Here is a 22,390-nt window from a genome sequence, read left to right as displayed (position 1 = left end):
GAGAGTCGGTGCCGAGAATCGCTGCCGCCACTGTCGGCGAACATCGCGCTGCTCAGCGCCGAGCGCTCCTCGATGCCGCGCACACCCTTCTCTCCGAGACCCCGGATCGGCCGCCGGGGCTCGGTGAGGTGGCAGCCAAGGCAGGGCTCGCCAGATCCAGTGCCTACCACTACTTCCGCTCCCGCGATGATCTGCTCAGCGCGGTAGTCGAAGACATGTTTCCGCGCTGGAACGGCAAGATCGTGGAAGCCATGGAAGTCGCCGACGACCCGGTATGGGCGTATGTCGACGCCAATCTGCAGCTCGTCGCGGACGGTGAGCACGCGATAGTAGGAGCGTTGGCGACGTTGACTCCGCAGACATTTCGCGACTCACGGATCTTGGAAATGCACGACAGTTTGGTGCTTCCTCTGATCGATGCGCTCCGTGCTCAGGGGGTGCCTGACCCGAAGCTGACGGCAACACTGATCAACTCGCTAGTGTATTCCGGCGCTGAGTTGATCGAAGTCGGTCAGGGCATCGACCAAGTACGTTCCGCGATCCGTGAGGTTCTCGGGCGTTAGCAATCGATTTACACCGAAATCGATAACGGGGAACATGCATGAACCAGAATCAGAAGACCGTTGTCTCACTACAGATCCGGTTCGGGAAGCTCACGATCGCGGAACTCGACCACATCGTGCTCTGACCAGTTGTCTGCCGTTGCCGACTCGAGCGTCAGTTCGTACACCAACTCGCGTTGTTGCTCCTCCTCTGTCAACCCGTCCAGATATCCCGGTACCTGCGTGCGATACAACTCGGCAATCGTGGAAAAGGATGTCCCCAGGCATCTGATCTGGACTCGGTTACTGCCGATCGTTTCCCCTGACTCCGTCGGCAGTGTCAGCAGTGCTATCCGGCCGTGATCGAACTCTTGTACCTTCGGTGATTCCGGTGCTGTGGTCACGTACCACACCCCGGGTCGGCCCGAGATGACGAAGCGCATGAGACGGCTCGACGGCCGACCGAACTGATCCGTACTCGCGATGACCGCAAGATTGATTTGCGCCGTGACACCGGTGAACCTGTCCATCGCGCGATCTGCGACTTCGGTCTGCACACGGCGGCTGGCCTTAGCCCAGGCGAGCGCGGCGGCCACCGAGTCGAAACGCCGTTCTCCTTCAATGGAATACAGAATCTGCGGCACATATCCCGAGATGTTTTCGCCCTCGTAGTAGTACTGCAGCCAACGCCGGCCCGCGTGCAGATCCGCGCTGTACTTCTCACGGACCCGGTTCTCCTTGCCGACAAGGAGTTTTCGCCCGTATGCCGTGTGCAGCAAGGACTGCCCGATATACGAACCGAGGACCGCTCCGAGCGTGGCAGTCACGAGCGCCGGGCGCCACCAGCCCCAGGTGTCAGGCAGCGTGTTCCTCATCGCGGCGAGCATGCAGAGCAATGCTCCCGCGACCAGCACTGCCACCGTTCCAACCATCAGTACTCGATGGCGCCGCAGCTCGTAATGGATGGTGTCGGCGGCACGTTGCCTCCGCTTGAGGTGGAACTCACGCTGCTTCATGGTGGCAACGAGCTCCTGGTCTGCTGATGACAACGGCATCATGCGACCCCGTTCTGTCGGTACAGACCACGCAGCTCATATGTCTCGATATCGCCCCAAGCCTCGATCTGGATCCTCGTCTGCTGCCCACGTACCGCTTCAGGTCCGAACTTGTCGGCGTACCAGTCGGCAGCAATCTCCAGTCGCTGTTCCAGGCGTTCTTGGTTGTAGGTTTTCTCCTTCGCACGTCGACCCGCACCGGCACGGTCGATGATGTGCAGGACGAGGAATCCCGCGGCGAAGGCGCAGACCAAGATACCCAGAAATGCCATCGTGAGATCCCACATCACGAATCCTTCGTGGTATGCCCACCATCCGCTCTCGTTGTGCCGGTTCAGCAGGGCAGAGGCGGTGATGACTACCGGGAGCACGGTGAAGAACCAACCGAACAGAACCAGTACCAGTTGGGCGGCCTTCTTACCGGCCCGCCCTTTCCCGAAGAACCATTCGACGGTCACATGTTCTTCGTCGACGTGATGTATTACGTATGACGGCTTCGAAGTCCCGGCGTTTCACCATTTCTGGCGTAGCGGATGCCTTGCAGGCTGGTGGAGCGCTCCGGAGACTTCCACATGCCGCCGTCTCGACGCCTCCAGACCTTGACGACTGTGGGGATGAACTCTAAGACGACGGTCCAGGTGTTCACCATCCAGTAGACCAGCATGTACCAGGGCGCGAACACGATGTACTTGAGCGTCTTGCCGCCGTCGTTGTAGTAGGACGCAGTGGTTAATTGGATCAGGCCGACAACAATCTGGATGGCGACGAAGATGCCGACCATGTACCAGTTGTGCCAGAACCGTTCCCAGTTTGTCGGCGGACATGAAAAACTGCCCGTTGGCGGCCATGAAAGTGCCCACTGACGGCCAATAAGAACTGCCCACTGGTGGACACGAAAGTGCCCGTTGGCGGCCATGAATCTGCCCAGACCTGTTGATCCCTGTGCGGCGCGTCTGCGCCGTGGGGGCCTCTCCCGCGGTTTCGATGTCGATGCCTAGTCGAATCGAACCCCAGCGGGAGAGACCACTTGAAGTCTGACGGAGAACTCATGGAAATACTCAATGCCTATGACCTGACCGGGTCGTACCGGGCGGCCGCTCAGTTGTGCGGATGCTCGCACCACACGGTCAAGAAGGCGGGCGAAGACCGCGAGGCCGGACTACCGCCAGCGGTGCGGCGGGCCCGGTTGATCGACGAATGGAAACCCAACCTCGAGAAATGGGTCGAGGACTCGAGAGGAAAGATCCGCGGAGACAAAGCCCACGAACGACTCGTAAAACTCGGCTACACCGGCACCGAACGCACCACACGCCGGGCATTGGCAGAGGTCAAAAACCAATGGCGCCTGGGGAATACACGGGTGCATCGACCGTGGGTCACCGAACCCGGATTGTGGTTGCAATACGACTTCGGGGACGGACCGATCGTCAACGGCCGCAAGATTGTGTTGCTGGTGGCCTGGTTGGCGTGGTGCCGCTTCAGGATTGTGATCGCCCTGCATGATCGGACCGGACCGAGTGTGTTCGCCGGCCTGGACCGGGCCTTCCGGATCGTTGGCGGCGCCCCGACGTACCTGCTGACCGACAACGAAAAGACGGTCACCACTGGGCATGTGGCCGGTGTTCCGGTCCGCAACCGGCACGCGGTGACGTTCGGCCGCTACTACGGCATCTCGGTGCTGACGTGCGGGCCGGCCGACCCGGCGTCCAAAGGTGGGGTGGAGAACGCCGTCAAACTCGCCAAGTCCGATATCGTGCCGACCGAGACGAATCTGCTGCCGCAATACGCCACCTTCGCCGACGTCGAGACCGCGTGTACCGAGTTCATGACACTGGTCAACAACCGAGTTCGCAAGGCCACCGGGCGGGTGCCGGTCGAGATGCTCGAGATTGAACGCACGCAACTGCATGCGGTGCCCGACGTGCCGCACACTGCAGCGTTGGGGGTGACGCGCCGGGTGCCGGATAACACGCCGATGATCACCTTTGATCATTGCCAATACTCAATACCTTCAACACTATTGGGCCAGAGTGTGTGGGTGCGCCATCACCCCGGCACTGATGAGGTCATCATCTGCGCCCTTGATGAGGGCGGCCCGATCGAAGTCGCCCGGCACCGCCGCACCACCCGAGGCACCCCGGCCATCGATGATGCGCACTTTCCCGATCACCCCGAGAAGATTCCCGGGGACTACCGGATCCGGGCCCGCAGCGCCGCGGAGCATGCCTTCCTGGCGATCGGGGAAGGTGCTGCGGTGTGGCTCAAAGAAGCCGCCGCGGTCGGTAGCGAACGGATCATTCAGAAGATGACCCACGCCGTGGAGCTATCGACGCTCGGTAGTCGCGCCGATGTGGATTGGGCGTTGGGTCACGCGGCGGTGCATGGCCGGTTCGCGACCGGGGACCTCGATTCCATCCTGGCCAGCAAAGGCATGGACCTGACCCGCCACGGCGCCTCCGAGGACACCTCGTTGGCCCAGGGCACCACCGGGTGGAATCTGTTCGGCCTCAACAACACTGACGTGAACGAGGAGGACCTTGCATGACTACCCCGACCCCGACGTTGCCCGCCGAGGTGGAGCAGTTGATGCGGCAGTTGCGGCTCCCGCATGCACGGGCGATCGCCGGCGAGGTGTTGGCGACCGCCCGCTCGCAACGCTGGGATCCAGCCGAGGTCGTCAAAGCGTTGCTGACCGAGGAAGCCGCCGGGCGAGCGCGCTCGATGCTCACCACCCGCCGCAAAGCTGCCCGGTTTCCGACCGGGAAAACCTTCGATGTGTGGGACGAGAATGCGTCGTCGATCCCACTGCCCACCCAGCACGCGTTGCGCACCCTTGAATGGGTAGGTCGGCGGGAGAATCTGGTGGTCTGTGGACCGGCGGGGACCGGGAAGACGTTCTTCCTCGAAGCGCTGGGGCACAACGTCATTGAAGCCGGGATGCCGGTGGCGTGGTTCACCCTCGAGCAACTCGGCGTGCTCGTGCGTGCGCATCGCGCTGACGATTCGTTGGGCAAAGCCGTCACCAAAATCGTTCGGGCTGAGCTCGTCATAATTGATGACGTAGGGCTCCTTCCGGTGGGTGCTGATGCCGCTGAAGGGCTCTACCGCATCGTCGAAGCCGCGTATGAGCGCCGATCAGTCGCGATCTCCTCGAACCTACATCCCAGCGGCTTCGACGAGTTGATGCCCAAAACGTTGGCCACTGCCACCGTGGACCGGTTGCTGCACCACGCGCACCTGTGCCAAACCAGCGGAGATTCGGTCCGCCTGGCCCAAGCCCTGCACGGTCAGGGGGTCAAACCCTTGAACTGACCACCCGGACCTACCGGTGGCGGACACCGCCGCATGGGCAGATTCATGTCCGCACACGGGCAGTTTCAGATGTCCATTGACACCAGTTCTGTGTCGCCGCGAAGCAAACCTGGGCGAGGAGGAACAACGCCATACTGATCCAGTAGACGAAGCTCCACTCGATGCTGATGCCGTAGTCCAGGATCACCGGCATGGCGCTTCACCCTCAGGGCCGACCGCAGCTCCGATCTGCTGGCGGCCGAGGCGCGGCAGTGGGCGGCCGGCGCAATGTTCAGTCTGCTCATCGGGATCGGGTCTGTTGCGGCTGTGTTCTTGCAGCGGTCCGCGTGGGTGGGGTCCGACAGGTACGTTGATTCGGTGCTGGTGCTCGTCGGATGCCTCGTGTTGGCGCCGCAGCCGCTGGCTCTGCTGAGGAAGGCGGGCACAGAGTTGCTCGAGAGCGCACCCGACGCCCGGGTACAGGCGCCGGTCATCGCCGCGTTCGACCGAGTCCGTAAGCAGTTCGGGCTAGATACGCCGACGCTGGCGATGAGCAAGGTCGGACGCAATCTCTACGTCGAGGCGGTTTTCGTCGTAGCGCCAGGACAATGGGATGTCTCGGGTGAGGATCGTGTGCGGCGCGCAGTCCGAGACCAGTTGGCAGGACTTCCGCACGATCTCTGGATCACTGTCGAACTGACCACCGACCCCCAACTCGCCTGATACCCGGGTAGCTGGCGAGTTGGTTGCTTGTGTGATCCGCGCGCGCCTGCCACCGGTCATAATCGCCAGAACGGCGGTACCAAACGGGCATTGACCGGAACCGCCGCGGGAGCTGATGCCCGATCAGAGCGCCTTCCCCGCCGCCGCCTACCGGAAGTTTGCGGCTACTTGGCAGAACGCCAGAAACCAGGTCAGAAGCGCGTGCGACTGCCTGACGTTGCGAGTGTCGCTATTGGTCGAGGATCCTCTACCTGTTGTCTTTCTTGGCTTGACGTCGGGCACCGGCAGCGATGCTCGATGCTTCGAATTTCATGCGCCCCGCGGAATCCCGGGTGGAGTCCACTCGAGTTTTTCCCTTCGTACGCACTTTTCCATCACCACTCCGGGGATCATCCGACACGAATGAACTGCCTTTACGGGCCATAGCGAGCCGTTCCTGCTTCAGCGCTTCCGCAGACTTGCGGGCCTCGGCCGCGAGTCGACGACTGACCCTGGCCAGGGCGTCCTCGAACGCTTCGGCTTTAGCGGCGTTGCGCTTGTTCGCCGACTTCCCCCGCCCCCTGGACTTCTTGCTGCCGACCTTCACGGCACCGGTTCGGCGGTAGAGTTTCACGTACTTGTTGCGGGCGCGGCGAATGCGGGTGTGCAATTCGATCAGTTCGTCTTCGCTGAGGTCTTCCATCTCGGACTTCTTCGTCTCACGAATCAGAACGTATTCGTTCTCGGACAACGAGTTCACGATCTTGCTCATGCTGAATTCCGATCAGTTAGAGTGCGTCGCCAATGATGCATGCTACCTGGGTCTTCTGCTCGGCAGCCGCAGGTTCGCACTTTCGACATGTGGACACCCGCCGTACAGAAGCCCAACCCGGGAATGGGAAAGCTGGACTGCTGCACGGAATGATGACACGGTGCGTCACGCTGCCTGGGTGGCTGGCGTGGTCGTCACCGCTGCTCCGTAGTCGCGTCGGCGGGTGCGAGCTCGGCGACGAGGGTTTCAACCTTCGCCTTGATCTCGTCTCGGATCGGGCGAACCGCGTCAATGCCCCGCCCGGCGGGGTCATCGAGACCCCGGTCGTGGTTGGACTTTTCGAGCCCGGAGTGGTTCTGTGAACGACGGTTGAAACCTCGTTCTGGCCCACACGTCCGTGATCTATTTTGAATACGTGAGCCGCTGAGGAGTATTCGTCTGCGGCAGAGGTCGAAACCGGCGCATCCGTACACCTGGCGTTTGAGCATCTTGATCCGGTTCACATGCCTTGCGAGTGTGGGGGCGGTGAATGTTGTTGTTTATCAGCGTCTTGCGGTATTTGATCAATGTGAAATGGGTTTCGTTGGTGTGCGCGGTTTTGCTTTTCGTGATCTCGAATATTGTTGCAGTAGTTATGCTTTCCGAGGCGATCAGCACCAGTTTCTCCCAAGCCTCGGTTTGTTCGCCAAAGGGCCACATCGTCACGGATGGGGGTTCCCCATGGGTTTCGTCAAGCAGTGGTTGCCGCGGGGTTGGCGGTAGGTTTCGTTGTTTTGAGCATGGCGTAGGTGACGTCGCAGCGGCGTTTGGCGAGGCAGATGAGGGCGGAGTTGTGCTTTTACCTTCGGCGCGTTTGCGGTCGTAGTAGGTGCTGCTGGCCGGGTCATGCAGCGCGGCGAAGGCCGACAGGAACAGTGCGCGTTCAAGTTTGCGGCTGCGGATCGGGCGGGGTGTTCTCCGCGGATCGAGGTCCGGACCGGTGGGTCACCGGTGCGATTCCGGCGTAGGCGGCGAGGTGGCCGGCGGAGGCGAATGCTGATCCGTCGCCTACTTCGAGCAGGATCCTTGCGCCGGGCCTGACGCCCACGCCGGCATGGAGGTTAGGACTCGCCGAAAGTGGGTGGGTATCGAGCATCCTCTCCACATGGTCGCCGATGGATTTGCGTTGCTGGAGAATCTCTTTCAATGAATCCGCGAGCTTCGGTTTTCGCGTTCCCAGGATACAAATCAGCAATCCGCGCATCGACAACCCCGGCAGGTAAGCTACCCGATGGCCGCACGCGCGGCCGACGGTCACCGGCAAAGCCCCGATCGTGTTGGGCTGATCAACCACGATCAGTACCGGCCCGTGCACCCCGAGCTGGTCGAACACCGCCCCGCAACGGGCCTCATCATTGGGCGATGCTATGTCGTACAGACGCGTGGCTTGGCGATCGAGGCCCACGGCATGGTGTTCGGACTCACCCACCTCAATGTCGCAAAACGCGGCGTGACTCGTGTCCATCAAGCAGTCCTTCGTCCGGTCCCAACCGGTCGCCGATCTGACGTCAACACCCAACACTCACGTTACAAGAGACCTGCTCACGTCATCGGACCTGTCCCTATCAGCGGTCCATCGACGCCACCACACCTGGCGACACCACCCCTGGATCATGCAAGAGACAGGGGCAAGAAGTCATACCAGGTCTGGCAACCGCAGCCCCCGATTCTGAGGACTATGAAGAAGATGACGGGCAGTCAAAGGAGGGTGGCGGTCAGGTGCGGGTAGCCCTTTTTGGGGTGCAGGACGGAGATGTCGAAGCCGTCGGCGACGCGCTTGGTGTAGACGTTCACCTTCGCCGGCAGGATCAGCGGCTTTCCGAATTTCACGTTGTAGGTCACCTTGTCCCCGACTTGGCTCTCGGCGTTCGCCACCACCCGCGCGGCCGTCCACATGCCGTGTGCGATGGCCCGCGGGAATCCGAAGGCCTTGGCGCTCAGGTTGCCGGTGTGGATCGGATTCCGGTCTCCGCTTGCCGCGGCGTATTTGCGGATCAACCCCAGGTTGGCCACCAGGGTGGCGTCCGGTGGCGGCGGCCGGTGGTCGAGCGGGGCCGGTGGACGAGGCTCATCCGACAGGCTGGTGCGCTGCTGGCTCAGGAACGTCGCGGTCTGGCGGGTGACCAGTTCGTTGCCCACCGAGAACTCCGAGATGACGTCGACGAGCATGCCTTTGCGATGCTCACGCAGATTCTCGGCGTGGGTCTCGATGGTCAGTGGCTCGCGGACGCTGATCGGGCGGAACCGCTCGATGTTGTTCTCCATGTGCACCGAACCGATCGCGGACAACGGAAAATCCTTGGCCACAAGCAGTTTCATCACCAGCGGGAACTGCAACACGAACGGGAAGGTCAGTGGCAGGGTGTCGCCGTACTGTTGTCCGGTGCTGGCGCAGTAGTCGCGTAGCTGGTCGAGGTCGACCTTGACGTCCGGCAGGCGCAACGTCGTGTCGGGCAGAACCGCATCGGCCGGTACCCGGCCCGACTTGCCGACGACCGGCAACATCGCGGTCACCGCCCGCCGATAGATGTCGGCGGTGCCCGGAAAGTCGTTGAGGGTCACTGTGTTCGGCATATCAGGCCCCCAGCATGCTCTGACCGCACACCCGCACGACGTTGCCGGTGACAGCGCTCGACGCCGGGCTCGCGAAGTAGGCAACCGTTTCGGCGACGTCGACGGTCTGACCGCCCTGCTGCAGCGAGCTGATCCGGCGTCCCACCTCGCGGGTGGCCAGCGGGATCGCGGCGGTCATGGCGGTCTCGATGAAACCGGGGGCGACGGCGTTGATGGTGACCTTCTTCTCGGCCAGGATCGGTGCGTACGCGTTCACCAGGCCGATGACACCGGCCTTGGAGGTGCCGTAGTTGGTCTGACCGCGGTTGCCCGCGATACCGGCGATTGACGAGACGTCGATGACCGAGCCGCCCTCACGCAAGGCGCCGGCCTCGAGCAGATCATCGACAAGCTTCTGCGGCGCAATGAGATTCACGCCGATGACAGAACTCCAGCGGGCGTCGTCCATATTGGCCAGCAACTTGTCGCGGGTGATACCGGCGTTGTTGACGATGATGTCGAGGCCGCCATGGCGGGCCAGCACGTGCTCGGCGATCTTCTTGCCGGCATCGTCGGCGGTGACATCGAGGGGCAGCGAGGTACCGCCGACCTTGTTGGCGGTCGCCGAGAGTGCATCACCGGCGGCCGGGATGTCGGCGGCGATGACGTGGGCTCCGTCGCGGGCGAGGACCTCGGCGATGGTGGCGCCGATACCGCGGGCAGCGCCGGTCACCAGTGCGACCTTGCCCTGCAGGGGCTTGTCCCAACTGGCCGGGGCGACGGCGTCCTTCTCATCGACCCGGATGACCTGGGCGTCGACGAATGCGGACTTGGCCGAGAGCAGGAACCGCAGTGTCGACTCGAGGCCGGACAGTCCGGTCTTGGCGTCGGGGGAGACATAGACGAGCTGTGCGGTGGCACCTTTGCGCAGTTCCTTGCCGAGCGAGCGGGTGAAACCTTCCAGTGCCCGCTGGGCGATCTGCTCGCCGGGTGTCTTGGCCAGTTCGGGTGTGGTGCCGATGACCACGAACCGGGCACAAGGGGCGGTCGCGCGGATGGTCGGACCGAAGAACTCGAAGAGCAGCGACAGCTCGGACGACTGGGTGATCCCGGTGGCGTCGAGGACCACGGCCCCGAGCTTGTCGGCACCACGACCCGAGGTGTTGTTGAGGATGAGTTCGTAACCGCTGTCCGGGTCGCCGAGGATCTCACGCAGCGGTTCGATCAGCCGGCCGTTGCCGCCGAGCAGCACCGGGCCGGTGAGGGCGGGTTCGCCGGCGCGGTATCGACGCAGGTGAGGCGGCTGTGGCAGACCGACCTTGCCGGCGAGGAAGGATCCCGGGCCGGAGTTCACAAACGTCGAATACAGGTCGGTGGTTCCATTGGAAGGCACGTGCACTCCTTGGTTGTAGACGGCAGACGTGTTGCGTGCGCCACCCGATCGGGCATTCCCCCAGGGGCGGAGTCGACAACTAACTTACTCGGGAGTAAGAATACGCCATAAGAGTCATCCACAATTTGGGAGATCTGAAGTGGTAACAAACAGCGGGGCATCAAACAGCGCGGAAACGAACACCGGGGAGCGGAAGACCCGCAGCGTGCGACCGGTGGCAATCATCGGCGGCAATCGGATCCCGTTTGCCCGTCAGGACGGCGCCTACGCCAAGGCGAGCAACCAGGACATGTTCACGGCGACCCTCAACGGCCTCGTCAGCCGTTTCAATCTCCAGGGGCAACGCCTGGGAATGGTCGCCGGTGGTGCCGTGCTCAAGCACTCCCGCGACTTCAACCTGATCCGTGAGTCGGTTCTGGGATCGCCGCTGTCGCCGTATACGCCGGCATTCGACCTGCAGCAGGCCTGCGGCACCGGATTGCAGGCGATCTCCGCGGTGGCCGACGGTATCGCCACCGGCAAGTTCGACGCGGGAATCGGTGGCGGCGTCGACACCACGTCGGACGCACCGATCGGTGTCTCCGAGGGCATGCGCCAGGCGATGCTGGCCGTGAACCGGGCCCGCAGCACGGCTGATCGCCTCAAAGCGATCGCCAAACTCCCCACCTCGCTGGGTATCGAGATCCCGCGTAACGGAGAACCCCGGACCGGCATGTCGATGGGCGACCACGCGGCCATCACGGCCAAGGAATTCGGCATCAAGCGCGAAGACCAGGACGAGCTCGCGGCCGCGAGTCACCAGAAGATGGCCGCTGCCTACGACCGTGGGTTCTTCGACGACCTGATCACGCCGTTCCAGGGCCTGACCCGCGATCAGAATCTTCGTCCGGGCAGCACCGTCGAGAAGCTGGCGACACTCAAGCCGGTGTTCGGGGTCTCGCTGGGCGACGCCACCATGACCGCCGGCAACTCCACACCGCTGACCGATGGCGCGTCGGCCGTGCTGCTGAGCACCGACGAATGGGCTGCGCAGCACAAGTTGCCGGTCCTGGCGCATCTCGTGGACGTCGAGACGGCTGCGGTCGACTACATCAACGGCCCCGACGGTCTGCTGATGGCCCCGACCTACGCGATCCCGCGCCTGCTCGAGCGCAACGGACTCACGTTGCAGGACTTCGACTTCTACGAATTCCACGAGGCATTTGCGTCGGTGGTCCTCGCGACGCTGGCCGCCTTCGAATCCGACGAGTACTGCAAGGAACGGCTCGGACTCACCGGCGCACTCGGCAGCATCGACCGCTCGAAGCTGAACGTCAACGGCTCGTCGCTGGCCGCCGGCCACCCCTTTGCCGCCACCGGCGGACGGATCGTGGCCCAGGCCGCCAAGCAGATCAGCGAGAACGGTGGCGGTCGCGCCCTCATCTCGATCTGCGCCGCGGGTGGACAGGGTGTCACGGCCATCATCGAGGCCTGATGATCAACGCCGGACCGGCGTAAAGACGGCCTGTCAAAAATATTCGGCGACGGTGTAACGCAGCACATGGGCACCGCGATTAACCAGATGACTCCGGTTGAGCTACACGACCCCCGACCCTGTAGCTCAACCGGAGTTGTCCGTTCTGAGGCCCCGTTCTCGGCTTCGGGCCAGATCAGGACACCGGACTCATCAAGTCTGTGATGTCGTGTTCGCCCTGCGCGCAGAGGCATTGCGGTTGCCTCGCCGCCTCGCCGATCGCCGTGGTGAGGACTTCCCGCATCCGGCTCAGCCCCTGCTCGAACACGGCGAACACCTCCGATGCGGTCACCCCTTCACCGGCCACCAGACCGGCGTCGGTGTCGGTGACCAGCGCGACCGCGGCGTAACACATCTGCAGTTCCCGCGCGAGGACCGCTTCGGGCTGTCCGGTCATGTTGATCAGGGTGAATCCCTGGCTCGCGTACATCTGGCTCTCGGCCCGGGTCGAGAAGCGGGGACCTTCGACCACCACCATCGTGCCGTCGACCACGGCGTCCGGCGCCGCAATCGCGGCGGCGCGGCGCAGGGTCGGGCAATAGGGGTCGGAAAAGGCGACGTGGACGGCCGGACCGTCGAAGTAGGTCTGTGCCCGACCGGCCGTCCGATCCACCAGCTGGTCGGGGATGACCATCGTTCCGGGTTCCAGGTCGGTGGTCAGGCCGCCAACCGCACAGGGTGCGAAGACCTGACGGACCCCGAGTGACCGCAATGCCCAGGCGTTGGCGCGGTAGGGAACGGTATGCGGGGCGTATTCGTGGGAGGTGCCGTGGCGGGGCAGGAACGCCACGGTGACCCCGTCGACATCACCGATCGTGATCGCGGCACTCGGATCGCCGTACGGGGTGCGGACTTTCACCTGCCGGCTGCCGGAGTCGAAGAATGAATAGAAGCCGGATCCGCCGATGATCCCGATGCGTGGCTGCGTGTCTGCGCTCATGAATCCAGCCTGCCTCAGTGGCCCGAACCTGTCGCATCCGCGCTCGCTTAACTAGCCTTTGCCGTATGGGGTTTTCGCGCGCGAAGGTGGTCGAGACCGCGGTCCTGAATCCTCGATTGATCAGGATTCGGCTGGATGTTCCGGACCTGGCCGACATCGCTTTGCCGAACCAGCCCGACGAGGTCGTCGCGATCTACTTTCCGGTCGATGGCCGGGATTCGCCCCCTGACATGGAGTGCCGCGACGGGGTCTGGGGCTATTACGACGTCGATCCGGTGCCCGAGGGACGCAACTACACGGTCCGCGCGATCGAGCCCGGGACCACGGTGATGACCGTCGATTTTGTGGTCCACGACCACGGAGTCGCAACGACCTGGGCACAGCGGACCCGGGTCGGTGACGAAGTGGCGATGGCGCACGGACGCGGCTGGTACCGCCCCGGGCCCGGCACCGACTGGCAACTGCTGGTGGCCGACCTGGCCGGGCTGCCGGCGCTGGCGCGCATCATCGACGAGCTGCCGGACGGGGTTCGGGCCACGGCCATCGTGGAGGTCGTCGACGAGAGCGACCTCGACTATCTGCCCGCTCGCGACGGCGTCGAGCTGATATCCCTGGTCGGCAGTGGCAACGGTTACGGCGACAGCCGCCTCGACGTCGCCGTCGAGGAGTTCGACCATCCCGAGGGCCGTGGTTACTGCTGGTTTGCCGCGGAGGCCAAGGCATCGCGGGCGGTCCGCAAACACCTGCGCCGTCGGTACGGCTGGAAGGCCGACCAGTGCGACATCCTCGGATATTGGCGGTTCGACGGTGAGAAGTGGGCGCGCAAGTTCGAGGCCGAGGGTGCCGAGGCGCTGGAGGTCTATACGCAGGCGCTCGCCGAGGGCAAGACCCCGAAGGTGGCGGGCGAGGAATACGACGACGCGCTCGAACGGGTGGGTTTGTAGCCCGACTAGGGTGTGATCCTGAGTCACCCAGGATGTGATGTGACTCCAGATCACGAGATGACCGAGGTTTTTGGTGGATTCCGACACGTATGACTCCGGCACCCGGCTGCCGGTGTTCTTCATTCCACCTGTTGAACCGGTCCGTGGGAAGGATATCCGGGTCGATCCCGGGACGACTCCGCGGCAATTGGCCTGGCGCACGATCTTCGGGGCCGGCAAGTACACGGTGCCGGCCGCGATCCTGATGATCGGCCACTTCGTCGGCGAGGCGCTGGTCCCGGTGATCATGGGTATCGCGATCGATCGTGCGGTGGCCACCGGTGATGTCGGATCGCTGGTGATCTGGGTGATCGCGCTCGCCGCGGATTTCTTGTTGCTCTCCTATACCTTCCGTTTCGGTGAGCGGCTTGCCGTCTACGGGCAGACGATGGTCGAGCATCACTTCCGGATGCGGGTCACCGATCGCATCCTGAATCCGAAGGGTATGGCCGGTCCGGCCCGGTTGCCCGGGGTGTCTCTCAACATCGCCACATCCGACGTGAACCGGCTGTCGATGGCCGTTTTCCTCTCGGTGTTCCCGCCCGGCGAGATGGCCGCGGTGTTCGTGGCCGGTGGAGTCCTGTTGTTCATCTCATGGCCGCTGGGTCTGGCGATTCTCGTGGGCGCACCGCTGCTGCTCTGGATTCTCGACCTCACCGGTGGGCCACTGCGGTCGCGGACCGAACACGAGCAGGAGGTCGCCGGTCAGGCCGCCGGCACCGCGACCGATCTGGTGGCGGGCCTGCGCATCGTGAAAGGCCTTGGCGCAGAGGCCGAGGCGGACCGCCGGTACCGGGCGGCGAGCTCGCGCGCGCGGGACGCGGCCATCCGGGCCGGTCGATCGCAGGGTGCGTACACGGGTGTCATGCAGATGGTTTCGGCCCTGTTCGTGGTCGGTGTGGGGGTCGCGGCCGGTTTGATCGCCCTCGAAGGGGCGATGAGCCTGGGTGAACTCATCACGGTTGTCGGTCTCACCCAATTCATGATGGGGCCGCTGAACAACCTGGGCACCAACTTCGGTGCGGTGTGGAACAGTGCGGTGCCGTGCGCCAAGCGGGTGCTGTCGGTGCTACAGGCCGAATCGGCGACGAGTACCGGCACTGTGCGTGATGCCGCCGGAGCACTGTCCTTCCATCAGGTCAGCGCAGGCCAGTTGGACGGACTCGATCTGACGCTGCCCACCGACGGACTGGTCGCCGTGATCTGTCCCCCCGAGGTCACCGAGACCGTCGCCGCGATCTTGTCGCGAAAGAGGCTTCCCGAATCCGGGCAGGTCATGGTGGGGGACATCGACCTCTTCGATCTGCATGAAGACGTGAGCAACGAGTTGGTCCGAACCGTGCCCCATGCCCCGGATCTGTTCGAGGGCACAGTGCTGGAGAACATCGCGGCCGGTGCCGGCGGCGGGCCCGACCGTGATTCGCGCATCACCAGGGCGACGTTCGCGGCGGCCTGTGATGATGTCGCGGACGTATTGCCGCTCGGTTTGGACACCCCCGTCGGCGAGGCCGGGCGGATGTTGTCCGGTGGTCAACGTCAACGGGTCAGTCTGGCCCGGGCGCTGGCCGCGGATTCGGCGATCCTGATACTCAACGATCCGACCACGGCGGTGGATTCGGTCACCGAGGCCACCGTGGCCGATCGGGTCGCGCGGGCGCGGACCGGACGGACGACAGTCGTGTTCACCAATTCACCTGCATTGCTGGAGGTGTCCGATCAGGTTGTGATCATCGAATCCGGGCGGCTCCGATACCAGGGTCCGCTGGCGGGTGCGGAACCGATGCTTGCCGGCGCGGTCGGAGGTCAGCTGTGAGCACCCCCGTGTCGAGCAACAAACTCGCGATCACCGGCTTCTCGGTGACGATGCGGTATCTGCGGGCACAGTTCCGCCGCCACACCGGTCAATTGGTACTGCTTGCGGTGATCATGACGGTGGCGGCCGTATTCGGTCTGGTCACCCCGCGATCGCTGGGCGTGATCATCGACATCGTCAACGGCGACAGCGGTACCGGCGACGCGGCCGAGATCTGGCGGCTCGCCGGGATCATGGCGGGCTCGGCGATCATTGCGGCGATCTTCGCCGCCCTCGGAATCGTGCTCTCCGCCAAAATCTTCGAGTCGATCCTCGCCGATCTTCGCGAGGACATGCTCGCGGCGTCTCTGACCCTGACGCAATCGCGGGTCGAAGCCGCGGGCAGCGGCGACCTGGTGTCGAGGGCCACCGCGGATGTCAGCACGGTGAGCGAGGCGATCAGCCAAGCCGTACCCCGGGTGCTGACCGCGGTGTTCACCATCAGCGTGACATTCATCGGACTGGCCGCCCTCGACTGGCGGTTCCTGATCGTCATCGTGCTGGTCATCCCGGTGTACGTCAACGGGATTCGCATCTATCTGAGGCACGCACCCGAACTCTATGCGGCGCAGCGCGAGGCGACCGCGGACCGGGCCCATCACGTGCTCGGTGCGATCCACGGGATCGAATCGGTCCATGCATTCCGGTTGTCGGGCCAGCTGAATCAGCGGATCGATCGGCACTCCTGGGATGTGGTCCGCTGGTCGATTCATGCCAGTGTGCTGTTCAGCCGCTTGTGCGTCCGCATGAACGCGGGTGAATTCGTCGGGATGACAACCATTTTGATCGTCGGTTTCGTCCTGGTCGACTCAGACTCCCTGACGATCGGTGCGGTCACCGCGGCGATGTTGTTCTTCCTGTTGCTCTTCGATCCGATCGGCATGCTGCTGTTCGTCGTCGACGACCTGCAGTCGGGTGCGGCAGCGCTCGGCCGGATCGTCGGTGTGATCGAAGAATCGAAGTCGGTCGACGAACCCATCGCATCGAATCCCCGCGACAGCTCGGCGCCGTTGCTCGAGTTCGACGGTATCCGTCACTCGTACTCTGCCGAACACGAGGTGCTGCATGACATCTCGCTGACGCTGGCCGAGGGCGAACACGTCGCGGTGGTGGGGTCCTCGGGTGCGGGGAAAACCACGTTGGCGACGATTGTCGCGGGCGTCCACCGGCCGACCGGCGGGCGCGTCCTGCTCGAGGGTGTGGACATCGCTTCGGTGCAGCCGTCGGAACTGTCGCGGTCGATCGCACTTGTCACCCAGGAAGTCCACGTGTTCGCGGGCACACTCGCGGCCGACCTGCGGATGGCTGCACCCGATGCCTCCGACGACGCCTTGTCAGCGGTCCTCGAACTCGTCGGCGCCGGCGGGTGGGCGCGCAATCTGCCCGACGGCCTGCAGACCGAGGTGGGTTCGGAAGGGCATCAGCTGACGCCGATGCAGTCGCAGCAGCTCGCGCTGGCTCGTCTGGTACTGCTCGACCCCAAGGTCGCGGTGCTCGACGAGGCCACCGCCGACGCCGGCAGTGTCGGCGCCGGTGTCCTCGAAGATTCGGCCCGGGCCGCGCTCGAAGGCCGTACCGCACTTATCGTGGCGCATCGTCTGAGCCAGGCGGCCCGTGCCGACCGGATCGTGTTCATGGAACGTGGCCGGATTGCCGAGGTCGGCACGCACGAAGACCTGGTGGCCCGCGGTGGCCGGTACTGCGCGCTCTGGAACGCCTGGTCGCGGGGGCGTGGCGAGTAAGAACCCCCCGTCCTGACACCCGCCTTTGAGTACCAGCCTTAGGTTCGGCTAACCTTATGGTCGGATTGGCTGATGCGCTCGCGCCTCGGATCGATCGCAACCGGCTGAGGTGGGAGAGGTGCTCGTGGGTATCGACGACAGTGCGACGTTCGATGTCGTGGGTGTGGGGTTCGGCCCCTCGAACCTCGCGCTGGCGATCGCGATCGAGGATCACAATCGGGATTCGGCTGCGCCCGAGCGGATCACGTCCTGCTTCATCGAAAAGCAGAGCCGATTCGGCTGGCATCGCGGAATGCTGTTGCCCGGCACCACGATGCAGATCTCGTTCCTCAAAGATCTCGTCACGCAGCGTGACGCGTCGAGCCGGTACTCGTTCCTCAATTACCTCTCCGAGCGCGGCCGGCTGCATCACTTCATCAACCAGCAGACCTTCTTCCCCACCCGGATCGAATTCCACGACTACCTCGAATGGGCGGCCGCACACGTCGACGCCCCGGTTCTGTACGGGGCGCAGGTGAGCGGTGTGCGTCAGATCGGTGATGTGTTCGAGGTATCCGTGAGCGGTCGCGCACCGGTCCTCGCCCGGAATGTGGTGCTCGCCGGTGGTCTGCGCGCAAAGCTCCCGGAGGGTGTCACCCCCAGCGCGCGGGTGTTTCACAATCATCTACTCCTCGACCAACTCAGGGTCTTGCCGACACCGGCCCACCACCGGTTCGTCGTGGTCGGGGCGGGCCAGAGCGCTGCCGAAGTCGCCGCATACCTGCATGATTCGTATCCCGAATCCGAAATCCACGCGGTCTTCGGGAAGTATGGCTACACCCCCGCCGACGACAGTCCCTACGCCAACCGCATCTTCGATCCGGAAGCCGTCGCCGAATTCCACGGTGCATCGGTCGAACTCCGGGAGCAGTTGATGAACTATCACCGCGCCACCAACTACTCCGCCGTCGACCTCCCGTTGATCGAGGAGCTGTATCGGCGCGAGTACGCCGAACGGGTGTCCGGTCATCGGCGGCTGTTCGTGCACGGGGCGTCGGAGATCGCCGACATGGTCGATTACGGGGATGGCGTCACCGTTCGGATCGGGCATCGGACGACGCAGAAGCACACCGAGATCGATTGTGATGCAATCATTTACGCGACCGGATTCCGGTCTGTCGGACTGACTGAACTGCTCGGCCCGCTCGCCGGAGAGTGCGAGGTCGACGCGCAGGGCCGACCGCAGATCGATCGTGACTACCGGATTGTGACCAGTGGCCGGGTGGCGGGTGGGATCTATCTTCAGGGAGACACCGAGCACACGCACGGTCTGACGTCGACTCTCTTGTCGAATCTGGCCGTGCGATCAGGGGAATTGACTCGTTCACTCTCCGCCGGGCCACGTGTTGGTGACATGGACATGGAAGGAGCACCCACTCTTGTCGGGGAATCCGTTTGATGACGACGACAGCACGTTCTATGTGCTGGTGAACGACGAGGAACAACACTCGTTGTGGCCGACTTTTGCTGCGGTGCCGCATGGTTGGGCGATCGTTCACGGCAGTGATGGTTCGGCGTCGCGGCAGTCATGTCTCGATCACGTCGAACAGCACTGGACAGACATGCGCCCGAAGAGTCTTCGGGAAGCGATGGCCACGTCACCCGCACCGGCATCGGGACAGGAGATCTGATGTTGCGCACACTGGTGAACGGAAAGATCCACCGCGCCACCGTCACCCAGGCCGATCTGCACTACGTCGGATCCGTCACGATCGACCAGACTCTGTTGAAGGCGGCGGATCTTGTCGAGGGTGAGAAGGTCCACATCGTCGACATCACCAACGGATCGCGGTTGGAAACCTACGTCATCGCCGGACCTGCCGACAGCGGGGTCATCTGCATCAACGGGGCAGCGGCGCACCTGGTCGACCCGGGCGATCTGGTGATCATCATGTCCTACGTACAGCTCGACGAGGCCGAAGTCCTGGTGCACGAGACCAAGGTCGTTCACGTCGATGAGCAGAACTCGATCGTTGCGCTCGGAAGTGATGTTGCGCAGCCGGTTCCGGGAGCAATTGATCAGCTGTCGTCGCGCTGACGTGTAGCTGTGGGACGAATACCGATGGAAGGTGAATCATGCGTGTCGTGATGTTCGGATATCAGACGTGGGGGCACAAGACCCTCGAGGCGCTGATCGGATCTGACCACGAGGTGGCGCTGGTGGTGACCCATCCGGCGAGCGAGCAGCGGTACGAGTCGATCTGGGCCGACTCGGTCGAAGATCTGGCCCGGTCGAACGGGATCGATGTCGAACTCGCGCAGCGTCCGACGCCGGAGCTGATCGAGCGGGTCAAGCTTGCCGAACCCGACATCATCGTGGCCAACAACTGGCGAACCTGGTTGCCGCGGGAGCTGTTCGACCTCCCACCCCACGGCACTCTGAACCTTCATGATTCGCTGCTGCCGCGATTCACCGGATTCTCTCCGGTGATCTGGTCGATGATCAGCGGTGCCACCGAAACCGGGCTCACGGCACACCGGATGGACGACGACCTCGACACCGGAGACGTGTTGGTGCAGAAGGCTGTACCGATCGGGCCGACCGACACCGCCACCGAACTCGTCGGTGCCACGATCGATCTGATCCCCGACGTTCTGCTGGATGCGCTGGCGCAGATCGAATCCGGCACGGCCACCTGGACTCCGCAGAATCTGGAGGAGCGAACCTTCTTCCACAAGCGTTCCGAGCGTGACAGCCTCATCGACTGGACCTGGCCTGCAAAGGATCTCGACCGCTTCGTCCGGGCGCTGTCCGACCCGTACCCGAACGCATACACATTTGTCCGCGGGCAGCGCCTCCGAATCACCAAGGCGCGGGTCTCGCGGGGCATCTACGGTGGAACGCCCGGCCGGATATTTATCAAGGAAGGCGACGGCATGGTGATCGTGGCCGGCCCGAACGCGCATCGGGGACAGAACCACGGACTGGTCCTCGAACGTGTCCGGACCGACGACGATGTCGAACACAACGCCTTGGACTTCTTTCCGCACGGTGGCGGTTATCTGACGGACGAGGCGTAGCCGCTCTTCCTCAGCCCAACGCGGTCGACACGAGTTCGGCGAGTTCGAGTTCCTTCCGGTGGCGCAGTGTCGCCACCACGGTGTCGGCATCTGCCCCACCGGGTAAGAAGAGTGACGCGGCCAGCTCCGCGCGGAGCGATTGGGTGTTTCGGCGCCGCTTGGAGTCCCGGCCGAGCAGCGCAAAGATCTGATCGACGGGATCTGAGGTCTGGCCGGGCTCTTGACGTTTGATGTCGAAGCCTTCCGGGGAGAACTCGAGAAAGATCGGATCATGTTGTGCCAGGCCGAGGTCTGCCACAAACCGTTTGATCGTCCCGACCCTGGCCTGCACGGACACCCACATGAACGATTGCGGGCCCAGACGCGACGGTAGTTGGACGGGATTGCCCGGACCGACCCCGATCAATCCGGCAAGGGCCGAGGGAATGTTGAACGCAGACCCCTTCAGATGTGCCGAACCGACTGTGGTCGCCCAGCGGATCGTGTCACCGTCACGGTACAGAAAGCGAGTCTTCGCAGGGGATTTGCGAGGTACGTACCTCTCGCTGCGGCGGGTGACCACGTCGTCGTGCATCACGAACTCGCCGGCGCCGGCATACGCCCGGATGCTCGATTCGGTGACGTCGTACTTCTCGCTGATCTGTGCCACCAGGTCCGCGATGGCCATCCGGCCACCGGCGGCGTCGAGGAGGTGACCGACCTGGCGGTGCACCGGGAGATATTGTTCCGTTCCCCAGCGGCGTAGGCCGTAAGTGGTGCGATCGGTTTTGACGATGCGATCGTCGGTCACCAGGGTGTTGCGCACACTCGATTGCGACCGTGGCTCGCCGGCCAGATCGGCGACGATCTCGTCGAAAGTTCTTGGCGCTCCGGCGATGGAGAGGATCGCGCAGATCAGGTCACCGGTAGAGGCCGGTCCGTTGATCACCTGGTCGCCCCACACCGTGAATCCGCCCTGCCTCAACCAGCGGGCCGCCTCCGGCTCGGGCAGATGCAACCCCGATGCGACCGCTCGCAGGGGGACCAGTGCCTCGTCGCCGGTGTTGGCGTCGAGGACGTCGCCGACAAGGTCTTCGATCTGGGCGGGACTGCGGCTGATGATCCACTCGTCGACGTTGCTCAGCTCGTCGGACCCGGCGACCAGCAGCTGCCCGACCGAAACCCCCAGCGCGGGAATCTCTGTCGCGAACAGCGGGAGGGTGTGCGCCACCCGCCCGGCGTCGGCGACCGGGTCGGCCAGCGCGACGGTCTCGGCGAGCAACCGACGCAGATCGACTGAGCTGCTGACGATTTCGGCCAGTTGTCGCCGCAGGTTCCGGTCGAGCTGGTTCACCCGTTCGCGGGACAGACCCAGCTGCTTGGCGAGTTCGGCCTGGGTCTGCGGCCGGGACGCGAAGATCCGGTCGTGGAGGATGACTCGGTCGCGCTCGTCGATGGACTCGACGAATTCGATGAGGCCGGGGCCGGACAGGATCCGTTCGCCGCTTCGGCTCCCATCGTCCTGCTGTGTTCTGGTGGCTTCGGCGACAAAGGCCGCGATGAGATCGAGCACCAGCGGACGATCGACCTGTGGCAGCGAAAGCAGGCGGTTCACGGACTGCGCGAGAATCTCGTCGGATGTGGCCAGGTTGTTGTCCTGCAACACTTTTTCGCTGTGCCGGTCGATGTCGAATGCGGTCAGCGGGGTGGCCGCGGGCAGCGTCGGGAAATCGTCGTCGAGAGTCCGGTCGGCGCGATCCTCGAGGTAACGCGCTGCGACGCGCTCGCAGACCGGGTCGAAGTTCGCCGGGTTCAGATTCGCGGACGGATTCGCGTCGAGCCAGGCGTTCGGGATGAGCTCGTCCGGGGCCAGGATCGACGGCCCGGCCCGGTATTCGTCGAGCCACGGCAGAAGCATGGTCCACGCGGTCTTCGACAGGCGTTTCACCGGGGGTGTCACCGCCAGAACTCTAG

The 22,390-nt window shown here is 63.8% G+C and carries 21 protein-coding genes and 2 pseudogenes; 12 read left to right on the top strand and 11 right to left on the bottom strand.

The window, feature by feature from the left end; all coding sequences use genetic code 11:
• Positions 1-8: 8 nt before the first annotated feature.
• Positions 9-563: a TetR/AcrR family transcriptional regulator gene (locus H290_RS0107925; protein WP_020106253.1), complete on the top strand. Its 555-nt coding sequence runs from the start codon at positions 9-11 to the stop codon at positions 561-563.
• A 68-nt stretch (positions 564-631) separates the two neighbouring features.
• Here the strand turns inward: H290_RS0107925 and H290_RS0107920 are convergent, their stop codons facing one another.
• The 3 genes from H290_RS0107920 to H290_RS0107910 are packed head-to-tail and all read right to left on the bottom strand — an operon-like array spanning position 632 to position 2,513.
• Positions 632-1,597 (bottom strand): hypothetical protein, encoded by a 966-nt coding sequence (locus H290_RS0107920; protein ID WP_155976744.1) that lies wholly within the window; start codon positions 1,595-1,597, stop codon positions 632-634.
• Complete coding sequence (locus tag H290_RS0107915) at positions 1,597-2,055, bottom strand: hypothetical protein (protein WP_020106251.1); 459 nt, start codon at positions 2,053-2,055, stop codon at positions 1,597-1,599. Before H290_RS0107915 ends, H290_RS0107920 begins: the two co-directional genes overlap by 1 nt.
• 23 nt (positions 2,056-2,078) lie before the next feature.
• Complete coding sequence (locus H290_RS0107910; RefSeq protein WP_196809517.1) at positions 2,079-2,513, bottom strand: hypothetical protein; 435 nt, start codon at positions 2,511-2,513, stop codon at positions 2,079-2,081.
• A 111-nt stretch (positions 2,514-2,624) separates the two neighbouring features.
• Here H290_RS0107910 and H290_RS0107905 point away from each other — a divergent pair, with 111 nt between their 5' ends.
• The 3 genes from H290_RS0107905 to H290_RS28070 all read left to right on the top strand — a co-directional run bounded on the left by H290_RS0107905 (position 2,625) and on the right by H290_RS28070 (position 5,611).
• Positions 2,625-4,142, top strand: a complete 1,518-nt coding sequence (locus H290_RS0107905) for an IS21 family transposase (protein WP_020106249.1) — start codon at positions 2,625-2,627, stop codon at positions 4,140-4,142.
• Positions 4,139-4,909, top strand: a complete 771-nt coding sequence (gene istB, locus H290_RS0107900) for an IS21-like element helper ATPase IstB (protein ID WP_020106248.1) — start codon at positions 4,139-4,141, stop codon at positions 4,907-4,909. The genes H290_RS0107905 and istB overlap by 4 nt, the downstream gene beginning before the upstream one ends.
• 267 nt (positions 4,910-5,176) lie before the next feature.
• Positions 5,177-5,611 carry a hypothetical protein gene (locus H290_RS28070; RefSeq protein ID WP_020106246.1) on the top strand — a complete coding sequence of 145 codons (435 nt, stop codon included), beginning with the start codon at positions 5,177-5,179 and terminating at the stop codon, positions 5,609-5,611.
• Between the two features lie 247 nt (positions 5,612-5,858).
• Here the strand turns inward: H290_RS28070 and H290_RS0107885 are convergent, their stop codons facing one another.
• From H290_RS0107885 to H290_RS0107865, 6 genes and pseudogenes are all read right to left on the bottom strand, one after another.
• On the bottom strand, positions 5,859-6,362 hold the full coding sequence (locus tag H290_RS0107885) for a hypothetical protein (RefSeq protein ID WP_020106245.1): 504 nt from the start codon (positions 6,360-6,362) through the stop codon (positions 5,859-5,861).
• A gap of 194 nt (positions 6,363-6,556) precedes the next feature.
• Positions 6,557-6,697: pseudogene (locus tag H290_RS31590) on the bottom strand (heat-shock protein HtpX); the annotation flags it as partial.
• Between the two features lie 67 nt (positions 6,698-6,764).
• Positions 6,765-7,067 (bottom strand): hypothetical protein, encoded by a 303-nt coding sequence (locus H290_RS31080; RefSeq protein ID WP_155976742.1) that lies wholly within the window; start codon positions 7,065-7,067, stop codon positions 6,765-6,767.
• Between the two features lie 25 nt (positions 7,068-7,092).
• Positions 7,093-7,866: pseudogene (locus tag H290_RS30585) on the bottom strand (transposase).
• Positions 7,867-8,099: 233 nt separating this feature from the next.
• The gene (locus H290_RS0107870) at positions 8,100-8,975 is read right to left on the bottom strand and encodes a MaoC/PaaZ C-terminal domain-containing protein (protein ID WP_020106243.1); all 876 of its coding nucleotides are present in this window, start codon (positions 8,973-8,975) and stop codon (positions 8,100-8,102) included.
• Between the two features lies 1 nt (position 8,976).
• The gene (locus H290_RS0107865; protein ID WP_028462931.1) at positions 8,977-10,347 is read right to left on the bottom strand and encodes a 3-oxoacyl-ACP reductase; all 1,371 of its coding nucleotides are present in this window, start codon (positions 10,345-10,347) and stop codon (positions 8,977-8,979) included.
• A gap of 139 nt (positions 10,348-10,486) precedes the next feature.
• Here H290_RS0107865 and H290_RS0107860 point away from each other — a divergent pair, with 139 nt between their 5' ends.
• The gene (locus H290_RS0107860) at positions 10,487-11,821 is read left to right on the top strand and encodes an acetyl-CoA C-acetyltransferase (RefSeq protein ID WP_028462930.1); all 1,335 of its coding nucleotides are present in this window, start codon (positions 10,487-10,489) and stop codon (positions 11,819-11,821) included.
• Between the two features lie 175 nt (positions 11,822-11,996).
• Here the strand turns inward: H290_RS0107860 and H290_RS0107855 are convergent, their stop codons facing one another.
• Complete coding sequence (locus H290_RS0107855) at positions 11,997-12,800, bottom strand: S-methyl-5'-thioadenosine phosphorylase (protein ID WP_020106240.1); 804 nt, start codon at positions 12,798-12,800, stop codon at positions 11,997-11,999.
• 65 nt (positions 12,801-12,865) lie between these two features.
• Here H290_RS0107855 and H290_RS0107850 point away from each other — a divergent pair, with 65 nt between their 5' ends.
• The 7 genes from H290_RS0107850 (at position 12,866) to H290_RS0107820 (ending at position 20,437) form a co-directional block, all read left to right on the top strand.
• On the top strand, positions 12,866-13,744 hold the full coding sequence (locus H290_RS0107850; protein WP_020106239.1) for a siderophore-interacting protein: 879 nt from the start codon (positions 12,866-12,868) through the stop codon (positions 13,742-13,744).
• Positions 13,745-13,817: 73 nt separating this feature from the next.
• Positions 13,818-15,596, top strand: coding sequence for an ABC transporter ATP-binding protein (locus H290_RS0107845; RefSeq protein ID WP_020106238.1), 1,779 nt, complete (start codon positions 13,818-13,820; stop codon positions 15,594-15,596).
• Positions 15,593-17,377: an ABC transporter ATP-binding protein gene (locus H290_RS0107840; RefSeq protein ID WP_020106237.1), complete on the top strand. Its 1,785-nt coding sequence runs from the start codon at positions 15,593-15,595 to the stop codon at positions 17,375-17,377. Before H290_RS0107845 ends, H290_RS0107840 begins: the two co-directional genes overlap by 4 nt.
• A gap of 109 nt (positions 17,378-17,486) precedes the next feature.
• Positions 17,487-18,815 carry a lysine N(6)-hydroxylase/L-ornithine N(5)-oxygenase family protein gene (locus tag H290_RS0107835; RefSeq protein WP_020106236.1) on the top strand — a complete coding sequence of 443 codons (1,329 nt, stop codon included), beginning with the start codon at positions 17,487-17,489 and terminating at the stop codon, positions 18,813-18,815.
• A complete protein-coding gene (locus H290_RS0107830) occupies positions 18,796-19,047 on the top strand; it encodes an MbtH family protein (RefSeq protein ID WP_020106235.1) in 252 nt (83 codons plus the stop codon). Before H290_RS0107835 ends, H290_RS0107830 begins: the two co-directional genes overlap by 20 nt.
• Entirely contained in the window at positions 19,047-19,454 is a 408-nt protein-coding gene (panD, locus tag H290_RS0107825; protein ID WP_020106234.1) for an aspartate 1-decarboxylase, read from the top strand. The genes H290_RS0107830 and panD overlap by 1 nt, the downstream gene beginning before the upstream one ends.
• 38 nt (positions 19,455-19,492) lie before the next feature.
• On the top strand, positions 19,493-20,437 hold the full coding sequence (locus H290_RS0107820; RefSeq protein WP_020106233.1) for a methionyl-tRNA formyltransferase: 945 nt from the start codon (positions 19,493-19,495) through the stop codon (positions 20,435-20,437).
• A 10-nt stretch (positions 20,438-20,447) separates the two neighbouring features.
• Here H290_RS0107820 and H290_RS0107815 read toward each other — a convergent pair whose 3' ends face one another.
• A complete protein-coding gene (locus H290_RS0107815) occupies positions 20,448-22,376 on the bottom strand; it encodes a sigma factor-like helix-turn-helix DNA-binding protein (RefSeq protein WP_155976741.1) in 1,929 nt (642 codons plus the stop codon).
• Positions 22,377-22,390: the final 14 nt, after the last annotated feature.

The sequence above is a fragment of the Nocardia sp. 348MFTsu5.1 genome (assembly GCF_000383535.1).
Taxonomy (GTDB): Bacteria; Actinomycetota; Actinomycetes; order Mycobacteriales; family Mycobacteriaceae; genus Williamsia; species Williamsia faeni.
Note: the sequence above shows the minus strand (reverse complement) of the source record. Positions and strands in the feature narration are given on the sequence as shown.